This window comes from Achromobacter sp. D10 (assembly GCF_035282245.1).
Lineage (GTDB): Bacteria > Pseudomonadota > Gammaproteobacteria > Burkholderiales > Burkholderiaceae_B > Achromobacter > Achromobacter insolitus.
In genome coordinates, this window is sequence record NZ_JAYJLE010000002.1 from 375,720 (window position 1) to 388,341 (window position 12,622).

At 64.7% G+C, this 12,622-nt stretch carries 12 protein-coding genes; 8 read left to right on the forward strand and 4 right to left on the reverse strand.

Annotation, left to right across the window (positions count from 1 at the left end; translation table 11 throughout):
* Nucleotides 1-72: 72 nt before the first annotated feature.
* Nucleotides 73-1,089 (forward strand): ketol-acid reductoisomerase, encoded by a 1,017-nt coding sequence (gene ilvC / locus VCS63_RS08550; protein WP_042796642.1) that lies wholly within the window; start codon nt 73-75, stop codon nt 1,087-1,089.
* Between the two features lie 179 nt (nt 1,090-1,268).
* Nucleotides 1,269-2,042, forward strand: a complete 774-nt coding sequence (pssA, locus tag VCS63_RS08555) for a CDP-diacylglycerol--serine O-phosphatidyltransferase (RefSeq protein ID WP_013391930.1) — start codon at nt 1,269-1,271, stop codon at nt 2,040-2,042.
* 64 nt (nt 2,043-2,106) lie between these two features.
* Here the strand turns inward: pssA and VCS63_RS08560 are convergent, their stop codons facing one another.
* A complete protein-coding gene (locus VCS63_RS08560; RefSeq protein WP_076816005.1) occupies nt 2,107-2,625 on the reverse strand; it encodes a hypothetical protein in 519 nt (172 codons plus the stop codon).
* A gap of 309 nt (nt 2,626-2,934) precedes the next feature.
* Between VCS63_RS08560 and rpsO the strand changes: the two genes are divergently transcribed.
* The 4 genes from rpsO (at nt 2,935) to VCS63_RS08580 (ending at nt 7,644) form a co-directional block, all read left to right on the forward strand.
* Nucleotides 2,935-3,204, forward strand: a complete 270-nt coding sequence (gene rpsO / locus VCS63_RS08565; RefSeq protein ID WP_006223612.1) for a 30S ribosomal protein S15 — start codon at nt 2,935-2,937, stop codon at nt 3,202-3,204.
* Between the two features lie 90 nt (nt 3,205-3,294).
* Nucleotides 3,295-5,457, forward strand: a complete 2,163-nt coding sequence (pnp, locus tag VCS63_RS08570) for a polyribonucleotide nucleotidyltransferase (protein ID WP_042796644.1) — start codon at nt 3,295-3,297, stop codon at nt 5,455-5,457.
* A gap of 226 nt (nt 5,458-5,683) precedes the next feature.
* Entirely contained in the window at nt 5,684-6,412 is a 729-nt protein-coding gene (locus VCS63_RS08575; RefSeq protein ID WP_042796645.1) for a hypothetical protein, read from the forward strand.
* Nucleotides 6,413-6,426: 14 nt separating this feature from the next.
* Nucleotides 6,427-7,644: a threonine ammonia-lyase gene (locus tag VCS63_RS08580; RefSeq protein WP_063642149.1), complete on the forward strand. Its 1,218-nt coding sequence runs from the start codon at nt 6,427-6,429 to the stop codon at nt 7,642-7,644.
* Nucleotides 7,645-7,649: 5 nt separating this feature from the next.
* Here VCS63_RS08580 and VCS63_RS08585 read toward each other — a convergent pair whose 3' ends face one another.
* The 3 genes from VCS63_RS08585 to VCS63_RS08595 form a co-directional block, all read right to left on the reverse strand.
* Nucleotides 7,650-8,213 carry a PIN domain-containing protein gene (locus tag VCS63_RS08585; RefSeq protein WP_416379185.1) on the reverse strand — a complete coding sequence of 188 codons (564 nt, stop codon included), beginning with the start codon at nt 8,211-8,213 and terminating at the stop codon, nt 7,650-7,652.
* A gap of 184 nt (nt 8,214-8,397) precedes the next feature.
* Entirely contained in the window at nt 8,398-9,087 is a 690-nt protein-coding gene (locus tag VCS63_RS08590) for a glutathione S-transferase family protein (protein WP_253637696.1), read from the reverse strand.
* A gap of 514 nt (nt 9,088-9,601) precedes the next feature.
* Nucleotides 9,602-10,525 carry a carbon-nitrogen hydrolase family protein gene (locus tag VCS63_RS08595; protein ID WP_063960058.1) on the reverse strand — a complete coding sequence of 308 codons (924 nt, stop codon included), beginning with the start codon at nt 10,523-10,525 and terminating at the stop codon, nt 9,602-9,604.
* An 83-nt stretch (nt 10,526-10,608) separates the two neighbouring features.
* On the opposite strand from VCS63_RS08595, the gene VCS63_RS08600 reads away from it, so the two are divergent.
* Nucleotides 10,609-11,559: a LysR substrate-binding domain-containing protein gene (locus tag VCS63_RS08600; protein WP_112966555.1), complete on the forward strand. Its 951-nt coding sequence runs from the start codon at nt 10,609-10,611 to the stop codon at nt 11,557-11,559.
* A 100-nt stretch (nt 11,560-11,659) separates the two neighbouring features.
* A complete protein-coding gene (locus VCS63_RS08605; RefSeq protein ID WP_063642146.1) occupies nt 11,660-12,580 on the forward strand; it encodes a LysR family transcriptional regulator in 921 nt (306 codons plus the stop codon).
* The last annotated feature ends 42 nt before the right edge of the window (nt 12,581-12,622 follow it).

Sequence of the window (12,622 nt, forward strand, 5' to 3'; positions counted from 1 at the left end):
CCTTCCAGGCCAAGCCGCACCCTACATCTGAATTAAACAAATATCCAAAATACTGGAATCTGGAGCAAAACCATGAAAGTTTTCTACGACAAAGACTGCGATCTCTCCCTCGTCAAGGGCAAGACTGTTGCCATCATCGGCTACGGCTCGCAAGGCCACGCGCATGCGCAGAACCTGCATGAGTCGGGCGTGAAGGTCGTGGTTGGCCTGCGCAAGGGCGGCGCCTCGTGGAACAAGGCCGCCAACGCCGGCCTGGAAGTCAAGGAAGTCGCCGACGCCGTCAAGTCCGCCGACATCGTCATGATGCTGCTGCCCGACGAGAACATCGCTTCCGTCTACAACAAGGAAGTGCACGCCAACATCAAGGCTGGCGCCGCCCTGGCGTTCGCCCACGGCTTCAACGTGCACTACGGCCAGGTCGTGCCGCGCGAAGACATTGACGTCATCATGATCGCCCCGAAGGCTCCGGGCCACACCGTGCGCAACACCTACAAGCAGGGCGGCGGCGTGCCCCACCTGGTGGCCGTGTATCAGGATAAGTCGGGCGCCGCGCGTGACGTGGCCCTGTCGTACGCCAGCGCCAACGGCGGCGGCCGTGCCGGCATCATCGAAACCAACTTCCGCGAAGAAACCGAAACCGACCTGTTCGGCGAACAGGCCGTGCTGTGCGGCGGTACCGTCGAACTGATCAAGGCCGGTTTCGACACGCTGGTGGAAGCCGGCTACGCCCCCGAAATGGCGTACTTCGAGTGCCTGCACGAACTGAAGCTGATCGTCGACCTGATCTACGAAGGCGGCATCGCCAACATGAACTACTCGATTTCGAACAACGCCGAGTTCGGCGAATACGAAACGGGTCCGAAGATCGTCACCGACGAAACCCGCAAGGCCATGCGCCAGTGCCTGACGGACATCCAGACCGGCGAATACGCCAAGAAGTTCATCCTGGAAAACACCGCCGGCGCTCCGACGCTGACCTCGCGCCGCCGCATCAACGCGGAATCGCAGATCGAGCAAGTGGGCGGCAAGCTGCGCGCCATGATGCCCTGGATCGCCGCCAACAAGCTGGTGGACAAGTCCAAGAACTGATCCCTGCCACTGCGCGGGGCCAGCCCCGCGTAATCAGGGTCGAAGCGGCATGCCTGCGAGGGCATGCCGTTTTTTTTGCCGGCGTCCCCGTCGATCTTGCCAGGCACGCGGCTTGCTCCGACCCGCAAGCGGGGCCAGATGGGTTAACCTTTCAATGTTCGTTGTAAGTTATTGAGACCATGCCCAATTTTTCCATGCGCGATTCCGAGAACCGCCACCGCAGCATTTACCTGCTGCCTAACGCGTTCACCACCGCCGCACTGTTCGCGGGGTTCTACGCCGTCGTGCAGGCCATGAACGACCGCTTCGAAGTGGCTGCCATCGCGATTTTCGCGGCCATGGTGCTGGACGGCATGGATGGCCGGGTCGCCCGCCTGACCAACACGCAGTCCGCCTTTGGCGAGCAATACGATTCCCTGTCCGATATGACTTCCTTCGGCGTGGCGCCGGCGTTGGTCATGTACGAATGGATCCTGAACGACCTGGGCCGCTGGGGTTGGCTGGCCGCTTTTGTCTACGTGGCCGGGGCCGCGCTGCGCCTGGCGCGTTTCAACACCAACATTGCCGTGGTGGACAAGCGCTACTTCCAGGGGCTGCCCAGTCCGGCCGCGGGCGCGCTGGTGGCGGGTTTCGTCTGGCTGGCCGTGGACAACAAGCTGCCCATCCATGACAGCCTGATGGCCTGGGCGGCGTTCACGCTGACCATGTACGCCGGCATTTCCATGGTGTCGAATGCGCCGTTCTTCAGTGGCAAGAGTTTCGCGCTGGGTCGCAGCGTGCCGTTCTGGGGCATCCTGCTGGTGGTGGCCGTGTTCGTCTTCGTGTCCAGCGATCCCCCGGTCGTGCTATTCGGCCTGTTCGTGCTGTATGGCCTGTCGGGCTGGATCATGTGGGCCTGGCGCTGGAACCGCGCGCGCCGCCTGACACAGGAGCGCCGCAGCCAGTCCTCCTGATCGCGGCAGGCTGCCCCCTAAAACAAAACCCGCCGGATGGCGGGTTGTGTTTTTCAGGGATGGCTCAGCGCCACATGAACCGATCGTCGTCGTACATGGGGTCCGGCCCGGGATGGAAGTGCGTCAGCCTGCTGCCGTCGCGGCCCATGTATACGTACATCAGCGAGTTCCATACGCCGTTTTCCTTGTAGCGGTACGACCAGACCACCTCGCGTTTTTCGCCCAGGCCGGCTTCCTCGATGCGGGCGGGCGGGCCGAATTCGCAGCGCACGCGGTCAGGACCCCATTCGCCTTCGCTCAGCACCTTGAAGTGCGCATCCGTCAGGAGCGGGACCACCTGGCCCACGCGGCCGTCCGTGCCTACGTTGGTGCCCCAGGCATATTGGCCCATCGGCTGCTGCGTCCAGATGACGCGGCGTCCGCCATTGGCTTGCGGGCATTCGAAGTTGGGTTGTCCGAACTTGGACAGCACGTCGGCGTAGGGCGTGCCGGGCGGGATCTGGGCCATGTTTGCGCAGGCGGTCAGCCCGGCCACGACCGCGGCGGCCAGCGCCAGACGGGCACTTTTGTAATATTTAGACATATTTTCTCCTTACGTCGCACCGCGACCTGCGGCGGGGCAGGCGCCCTCATTGGGGTAATTCTAGCGAATCGGCTATAATCATCGAGCTTTATCAAGTGTATTGATTTTGCAAGATACTTTGCGCTGGCCGCAGAGCTCTCCAGGTGCCTGGTCCCGGTGTTGAAACGCCGCGCCCACACCCGGTTCCGGGCTTCTGTTTGAGTCATCAATGGCAGCAGTGAGAAAGCGAATTCAGCCAGGTCCACGCAAAATTTTTTCCCAACCACGTCAGGGCGCCTCGGCCCTGTCGCATGTCCGAAGAGGTCATAAATGTCTGTAGCTGACATCAAGAAATCCGATATCGTCGCGCAATTCCAACGTGCTCAAGGCGATACCGGCTCCCCCGAAGTTCAGGTGGCTCTGCTCACCGCCCGCATCAACGAACTGACCGGTCACTTCAAAGAACACATGAAGGACCATCACTCGCGCCGCGGTCTGCTCCGTATGGTCAGCCGTCGCCGCAAGCTGCTCGACTATCTCAAGGGCCGCAATCCCGATTCGTACCGCGCACTGATCGAAAAACTCGGTCTGCGCAAGTGATCGACGGGGCTGGCTCCCCATGACGCAACCGTGGTCGGTGCGACGCATGTCGCGACGGCCACGGTTTTTCATTTGTAAGGAATAATCGTCATGTTCAACAAAGTGACAAAATCGTTCCAGTATGGCCAGCACACGGTCGTACTGGAAACTGGCGAGATCGCTCGCCAGGCTTCCGGCGCCGTCGTGGTGTCGGTCGAGGACACCGTCGTCCTCGCCACCGTTGTGGCTTCCAAGAAGGCCAAGCCGGGTCAGACGTTTTTCCCGCTGACCGTTGACTACATCGAGAAGACCTACGCCGCCGGCCGTATTCCGGGTGGCTTCTTCAAGCGCGAAGGCAAGCCCTCCGAGAAGGAAACGCTGACCTCGCGCCTGATCGACCGTCCCCTGCGTCCGCTGTTCCCCGAAGACTTCTACAACGAAGTCCAGGTGGTCATCCACACGCTGTCGGTCAATCCCGAAATCGATCCCGACATTCCCGCCATGATCGGCGCCTCGGCCGCGCTGGCCATTTCGGGCATTCCGTTCAACGGCCCGATCGGCGCCGCGCGCGTGGGTTACATCGATGGCCAGTACGCCATCAACCCGACTGCCTCGCAGTTGAAGTCGTCCAAGCTGGACCTGGTTGTCGCCGGCACCGAAAACGCCGTGCTGATGGTTGAATCCGAAGCCGACCAGCTGTCCGAAGAAATCATGCTGGGCGGCGTGGTTTACGGCCACCAGCAAATGCAGGCCGTCATCAACGCCATTCACGAACTGGTCAAGGACGCTGGCAAGCCCGATTGGGAATGGCAAGCGCCCGCCAAGGACGAGGCCCTGATCGCCGCCGTCACCGCGGCTGCCCAGGAAGGCCTGAACGCCGCCTACCAGGTCCGCGAAAAGCAAGCCCGCACCACCCAGTTGCGCGAAGTCTACGCCAACGTCTCGGCCAAGCTGAACGCCGCCGCCGCTGAAAAGGGCGAGCCGGCTCCGGACGCCGTCACCGTCGACAACATCCTGTTCTCGCTGGAATCCGCCATCGTTCGCGGCCAGATCCTGAACGGCGAGCCGCGCATCGACGGCCGCGACACCCGCACCGTGCGCCCGATCAGCGTGCGCCTGGGCGTGCTGCCGCGCGCCCACGGCAGCGCGTTGTTCACTCGTGGTGAAACCCAGGCGCTGGTCGTGGCCACGCTGGGCACCAAGCAGGACGAGCAGATCATCGACGCGCTCATGGGCGAATACCGCGACCGCTTCATGCTGCACTACAACATGCCTCCGTTCGCCACCGGCGAAACGGGCCGCATTGGTGTGCCCAAGCGCCGTGAAATCGGCCACGGCCGCCTGGCCAAGCGCGCGCTGATCCCGCTGCTGCCGGCTCCGGAAGACTTCCAGTACACCATCCGCATCGTGTCGGAAATCACCGAGTCCAACGGCTCGTCGTCGATGGCTTCGGTCTGCGGCGGCTCGCTGGCCATGATGGACGCCGGCGTGCCGGTCAAGGATCACGTGGCTGGCGTGGCCATGGGCCTGATCCTGGACGGCGGCAAGTTCGCCGTGCTGACGGACATCCTGGGCGATGAAGATCACCTGGGCGACATGGACTTCAAGGTCGCGGGCACCGAGAACGGCGTCACCGCACTGCAGATGGACATCAAGATCCAGGGCATCACCAAGGAAATCATGCAAGTGGCGCTGGCTCAGGCCCGCGAAGGCCGCCTGCACATCCTGGGCAAGATGAAGGAAGCGCTGGACGGTTCGCGTGGCGAGCTGTCCGCTTTCGCCCCGCGCATGCTGACCATCAAGATCAATCCCGAGAAGATCCGCGACGTGATCGGCAAGGGCGGCGCCACCATCCGCGCGCTGACCGAAGAAACCGGCACGCAGATCGACATCTCCGACGACGGCACGATCGTGATCGCCAGCGTCGACGAAGCGCAGGCCAAGGAAGCCCAGCGCCGCATCGTCGAGCTGACCGCCGACGTCGAAGTGGGCCAGATCTACGAAGGCGCGGTGCTGCGCCTGCTGGATTTCGGCGCCATCGTGCAAGTGCTGCCGGGCCGCGACGGCCTGCTGCACATCTCGGAAATCGCCAACTACCGCATCGCCAACATCAACGATGTGCTGAAGGTCGGCCAGCAAGTCCGCGTCAAGGTCATCGAGGCCGACGACAAGGGCCGCCTGCGCCTGTCCATCAAGGCGATCGGCGGCATCGAGCAGCAGCAAGCCGCTGCCGCTCCTGAAGCTGCCCCCCAATCGGAACCGCAAGCCGAATAAGCGCGCGCAACCGGTAGTATGAAACGGCGCCCCAGGGCGCCGTTTTTCATGGCCGGGCGCGGCCCAGTATCGGCCGGCCCGGACTCATCTTCTTGCTTCTTCATGCGCCGGACATCTCCCAACGGCGCCTACCTTCCTGTAAAGTCTTGCGCGAGAGCGGAGCCACCCGCACAGGGAGGATGGCATTCGCGCCGTGACGGACAGGGGGGAAATGGATGGGCAAGGCATGACGGCGTGGGCCAGACCCGCCAGTGCCGCGGTGCTGCTTGCGGCGCTGCTGACCGGCTGCATGAGCAGCAGCCCCGGACCGGGTCAGGGCAGCCCCAAGAGCGAAGATATGTCCGCCGACCAGTTCGGCCAGACGGACTTCAATCGTACCGTCACGCTGGAAGTCCGCGACAACCTGGCCAGCCTCTACGTACTGCTGGACAAGCTCTACCGCCGCAATCCGCGCGAATGGCGCAAGTCGGGAGCACCCGATCTGCCCAAAGCCGTGTCGCTGGTCAAGCATTCCATCGAAGTCCGCATTCCGCCCAAGGACCTGGCCGGGTTGCGAGACATCCAGATCCTGGCCGTGTCCCTGGACCCCAACTATTCCGGCGACCGGGTCGCCGCCTTCATTTACGGCCTGGCGGACACCATCATCGCGGCCCATAACGGCAAGACGCGCCTGTACGCCACCGACGCGCTGGACGGACAGCGGGTCTACAATGCCGCACGGAACGTCGAGGCAGCGGCCTGGCTGCTGGCGTCGCGCCGCAATGCCCAGGGCGAACCCTTGCTGCTGGCCAACGAAATGTCCCAGAACGCCACCAATCTCAGCTTTGAACGCGAATTCGGCGCCATCATCGGCCGTCTGGACCTGATCGCCAATCTGCTCGGCGAGAACACGCGGCGTATCGGGATCAACTACGCGCAGGGTCTGCTGCTCTTCAATTTCCTGCCAGTGCGCTAACAGGATTTTCCATCGTGATCGATATCGCTTCCATCCAGACCGCCCGCGAGAACCTGCGCGGCCAGGTGCTGAAGACCCCCTTTACCCTGTCCCGCACGCTGTCCGATATTTTCGGCGCCGAGATCTGGCTGAAATTTGAGAACCTGCAGTTCACGGCTTCGTTCAAGGAGCGCGGCGCGCTCAACCGCATGTTGACGCTGTCGGAGGATGAACGCGCCAAGGGCGTGATCGCCGTCTCCGCGGGCAACCACGCGCAGGGCGTGGCCTACCATGCCCAGCGCATGGGGGTGCCTGCCGTGATCGTGATGCCGCGCTTCACCCCCACTGTCAAGGTCGCCAATACGCGCCGCTTTGGCGCCGAAGTGGTGCTGGCCGGCGATACCTTCGATGACGCCAAGGCGCGCGGCTACGAACTGGCCCAGGAGCGCGGCCTGATCATGATCCACCCCTATGATGACGAAGCGGTCATTTCTGGGCAGGGCACGGTGGCACTGGAAATGCTGGAAGACCAGCCGCAGCTGGATACCCTGGTCATCGCCATTGGCGGCGGCGGCCTGATTTCAGGCATAGCCACGGCCGCCAAGGCGCTCAAGCCCGGCATCGAGATCATCGGCGTGCAGACCGAACGTTTCCCGTCGATGTACGCGGCCGTCAAGGGTGTGTCCATGCCGCTGGGCGCCTACACGATCGCCGAGGGCATCGCGGTGAAATCGCCGGGCGCGCTGACCCAGCCCATCGTGAGCCAGCTCGTCGACCGCATCGAGCTGGTCAGCGAAAGCGATATCGAGCACGCCATTGTCGTGCTGCTGGAAATCGAGAAATCGGTGGTAGAAGGCGCGGGGGCCGCCGGCCTGGCTGCGCTGCTGCGCGCGCAGGAAGAAGGCAGCAACCGCTACAAAGGCAAGCGTATCGGCCTGGTGCTGACGGGCGGCAACATCGATCCGCTGATGCTGGGCGAGCTGATCGAACGTGGCATGGTGCGCGCCGGCCGCCTGGCTCGCATCCGGGTGGATCTGCGCGACCTGCCCGGCGCGCTGGCCCATGCCACCAAGCTTATCGCCGATGCGCAAGCCAACATCACCGAAGTGCACCATCAGCGTGCCTTCACCTCATTGCCTGTCCGCAATGTCGAGGTGGACTTCGTGTTGCAGACGCGCGGCCATGAGCACATCCAGGAAGTGATCGACGTGCTGAACGCGGCGGGTTTCGCCGCCAGCAACCACGACCACTGAGCGGTTCAGGCGCCGCCGCTCTGCGCGGCATCTCGCGCCAACAGACTCTTCAGCCCATACAGGCGCTCGCGGTGCAGCGTGGCCGACAGCGGTTCGGGTTCGCGGCCCAGCGCCACGTAATCCGCCGGCACCTGCGCCGCTGCGGCCCGGATGGCGTCAGGCGCCGCCTGCCACCAGTGAGTCAGCATGCGGTCGGGGTTGTAGACGTCCAGCCCCTGGCGGCGCAGTTCGGAACGGTTGAAATCCTTCAGGTTCCAGGTCAGCACTTGCACCACCGGCGGTTGCTGCAAGCCGCAGCGCGCGCGCCGTGCCAGGCCGGCTGCGATCACGTGGAAGTCTTTGGGATCGCTGTAGCGCAAAGAGGCCTCGTAGAGCTGCGTGTCCGCTTCGCGAGCGCCAGGAAAGCGGGCGTTCATGTCGTCCCACAGTTCCATCATCACCTCCGGCGGGATCTCCCAGATGCGCGAGGCATTGCGGCGCCATTCCTCGCCGATGCGGTCCGTCCATACCGGGGTGTACACACCGGCCTCCGCCAGGCGGAGCAGCAGGCGGCGCAGGATGCCGGACATAAGGACGCAGGCGTCGAGGACGATGAAGGGCGGGGTGGGGGAAGAGGCGGTCAAGTGCGGTCTGGGCCCTGCTGGCGCATGGCGCGCCGGAGGCAGTGGGGGCGGATAAATGGAAAGCGAGGCGCAAGAATAACGTTTTTTGGAAATGGCCGAGGGGCTGGGCGCCTGCGCGCCTGTGCAGGGCCTAACCCAGCTCGGCGCGCACGGCGTTGCAGTGGCTGACCAGATTGCGCCGAGACACCAGGCATTGCTTGAGCGGCGTATCAATGGCGTAGAAATAGATATTGGCGATAAAGCCGTAGATGCCTGCGTCCACGCTACCCGGATTGGGGCCAAACATGAAGCCGTTGTCGCCCAGCAGGCTGGAGATGGCTTCCAGATCGGCGATCCCGCGCGCGTACGCGTCTTCGGGTGCATAGCGTCCGATGCCCTGGTAGTGGTAGCGCTGGAAATTGTATTGGCGGGCAGCGTCCACTTGCTCCGGCGTGACGTCCGGGTGGGCGTCCAGCAGCGCTTTGCGGAAGATGGGCCAATAGCGGTCGTCGCGCCAGCGGGAGTAGGACATGACCCAGTACAGGTCGTCCAACGCGCGGCGGACCAGCAGGTCCTGCCTGTGCTGCGTCGGCGTGAGGGAGTCGTCGATGGTCAGGTCGTACGCGCGCTTCAGGTACGTGATGATGGTGTCGCTGTCGCCGATGCGCTGCTCCCCGTCGGCGATGTACGGCAATTGGCCGCGGGGGGCAGATTGGACATCCAGCGTGTGGCGGTGGTCGAACGGCAACCGGCAGAGCTTCAGGAAGGCGTAGATCTTCAGGCCGTAGGGATTGTTGTCTTCCAGCCCGTAGAGTCCGGGGTACGAGTAGAGGGTGATCATGGCGCGCTCCCTGGTTACCGGACTAGATTAGATCGGCAAGCGGAATTTTGCGCGCGTCAGGTTGACGAGGAAGGCGGTTCGCCGGATTGCGACGAAGGTTGCACGCCTGCCTGCAGGAGGGGGGTGGTGCCCGAGACCGGAATCGAACCGGTACGGCCGCGAGGCCGAGGGATTTTCTTACCACTTCGGCTTTCGCCGCCAGCGCGGATGCGCTGTTCGTGGTCTGGAGCACGCCTTCACCATAGCCTTGCGGCCGTAGGTGCCCGCCGTCTGCTCTCTACACCTTCCCCGGTCATGCGACCTGGGCTTGGCTCGGCGTTGGCTCGGAACGGGTCCAGGGCATTCGCCGAGTTTGACGGGCTACACCTTTGGAGTTTCCCCCAAAGGGCTCAAATTAGTTCAAGTCCCTTGTGTCTACCAATTTCACCACTCGGGCGTTGCGCAGCCCCGCAAGGGCCGGCAGCGGGCGAGACTATACCATCCCTGCGTCCGGAGCCCGGGGCGCAGCGGGCGTTCAGGAGACGAAGCGCACGGGCGGACGCGGGCGTTCGTCCACGGTCAATGAAAAGACGTCGGGGCGCGAATAGTGGCCCACTACGTCGAAGTCGTAGCGGGCGCGCACCAGTTCGCCCATGTCGACCTGGGCGGTCAGCAGGCCAGCCTTGCCGCGCAGGGGGCCTGCCAGCACGTCGCCCAGCGGGCCGACGATGACAGAGCCGCCATTGATCAACGGGCGATTGGCGTCCCAGCCCGGCACATCCTGGCCGAGTTCGGCGGGCGTAGGCTGCACCTGGCAGGCGCTGACCACGAAGCAGCGCCCCTCGTGGGCGATATGGCGCATCGAGCACTGCCAGATGTCGCGTTCGTCCACGGTGGGTGCGCACCAGATTTCGACGCCCTTGGCGTACATGGCGGTGCGCAACAGCGGCATATGGTTTTCCCAGCAGATGGCGCCGCCGATGCGGCCGGCTTCGGCGTCGACGACGGGCAGGGTCGACCCATCGCCCTGGCCCCAGATCAGGCGTTCCGTGCCGGTGGGCATGAGCTTGCGGTGCTTGGCGGCCAGGCCCGTGTTGGGCTCGAAGAACAGGGCGGTGCAATACAGCGTATTGCCGCCGCGTTCGATGACGCCCACGACCAGGCTGGCGCCGGTGCGCTGGGACAGGCCGGCGAGCGCCTCGGTCTCGGGGCCGGGCACGTCGATGGCGTTCTCGTAATAGCGGGCAAAGGCCTCGCGGCCTTCGGGCAGGCGGTAGCCCAGCCGGGTGCCGAAGATCTCGCCCTTGGGATAGCCGCCCAGCAGCGCTTCAGGCATGACCACGAGCGTAGCGCCGGAGGCGGCGATCTCGCTTTCGTAGGCCAGGATGTTTTCCAGGGTGCGGGCTTTGCCTTCGGGGGAGGAGCCGATCTGTAGCGCGGCGATGGTTTTCGTGGTCATGGCGGGGGATCTCGGGGCGTGGCAACAGGCTTCAGTGTCCGGCCGAGCCTAAAATCAATCAATCCAGGTCAGAGATAAATGATATGAACCAGATTGATATCGAGTCCGCCGATCTCAACCTGCTCAAGGTGTTCGAGGCCATCTACGACGAAGGCGGGGCAGGACGCGCCGCGCTGCGCCTGGGGGTGACCCAGTCCGCCGTGAGCGCGGCGCTGGGTCGTCTGCGCGCGCTCTATGGCGATCCGTTGTTCACGCGCACGGGCAGAGGGCTAACGCCCAGTCTGCGGGCGCGCGAGCTGCGGCCCGTGATCGGCGAAGCGCTGGACAAGTGCCGGCAAAGCCTGTCGCTGGCGCGCCCGGGAGCGGCGGGCTTTGCCGGCAGGTCGGTCACGCTGGGACTGTCGGATGATTTTGAGATCGCACTGGGGCGGGACGCGATCCGTGCCCTGGCGGAAAGCGCGCCTGGCCTGCGGATCATTTTCCGGCAGACGCACAGCCGGCTGGCGGGCGATATGTTGATGGCGCGCGAGGCCGACCTGGTGATCGCCTCGGGCGGCCTGACGGCGCATGCCTTGCAGCGCGTGACCGTCGGGCAAGGCGGCTATGCCTGCCTGATGGACCCCGCCAGCCTCGCGCCGGGCCAGGTCACGCTATCGGTGGAGGAGTTCATCAGCCGCCAGCATGTGCTGGTGTCGTCAGGCGGTTTCATCGGCGTCGTGGACGAAGTGCTGCACGCCCTGGGGCTGGCGCGCCGGGTGCAGGCATCTACCACGCATTTTTCGGCGCTGGCATTTCTGTTGCCTGGCAGCGATGCGCTGTCGACATTGCCCGCGCATGCGGCGCGCGGCCTGGCCGCCGCTTCCGGCCTGCGCATGCTGCCTTGCCCGGTCGCCATGCCGGGGTACGCCATCGAAATGGGCTGGCGCGCCGACGCCTTGCGCGATGAGGCGGTAGCCGCGGCCAGACGTGGCCTGCTGGGCCTGTTGAATGGCTTTGAATGGAAGCCCGGCGGAGAGCGGCCGGCGACCGTGTAACGCCCAGCAAGGCCCACCAACACCCACCAACCCCCAGGACGCCCCGGGCCGGGAAAACCCCGATGCCTGGATCCCGTTGCAAGGCACGACACTTCCCGCCATGAAGCCAGTTCAGTCTCCGCCGCCGCATCCCCGCGATATCGATCCCGTGTCTCTCCGCCTGTTTCTCGCCGCGCTGGAAGAGGGCAGCCTGGCGCGCGCCGCCGCTCGGGAAAACATCGTGCCTTCCGCCGTCAGCAAGCGGATGTCCGAAATGGAGGATGCCTTCGGAGTGCCGTTGCTGGAGCGTGGGGTCAAGGGAGTGCAGCCCACGCCTGCGGGCAATGCCCTCGCCACGCACGTGCGCATGGTGCTGCAGAGCATGGACCGCATGCGCCGCGAAATGGCGGGCTTTGCTACCGGCGTGCGCGGCAGCATCCGCCTGGCGGTCAGTGTGGCGGCGCTGTCCGGCGAGCTGCCGGCGCAGATCCAGTCTTTCCGCCGGGCCTATCCCCAGATCGATATCTCGCTGGAAGAAGGCACGACGCAGGAGGTGTTCCGCGCCGTGCTGGATGGCCAGGCCGACGTGGCGGTCGGCTCCGATTTCGGCCATGACGGCCTGCAGGTGTTTCCTTGCGGTCGCTGCGATCTGGCGGCGGTCGTGCCGGGCCAGCATCTGCTTGCCGACCGCGAGACACTGGACTATGCGCAATTGCTGCCTTTCGAGCAGATAGAGCTGAACCGCGACAACGGCATCAGCGCGGTGTTCCAGCAGGCCGCGCAGGAGGCGGGCGTGATGCGGCGCATCAGCGCCCGCGTCAGTTCGCACGAAACCATCTGCATGCTGGTCGCGCGCGGCATGGGCGTAGCGGTGGTGCCCATGTATCTCAAGGCGCGGCATGCCAACCTGGACATCCGCTTCATTCCGCTTGTCGGCGCATGGTCCAGCACTTCGCTGTGTATCGCCGTGCTGGGGCTGGAGGCATTGCCACCCGCGGCCCGCGTGCTGCTGACGCACCTGGGCGTGGCCGGCGCCGCCTGAACGGGGGCCGCGTGCCGGCGTGCCGGAGGGCTCAGGGCTTTC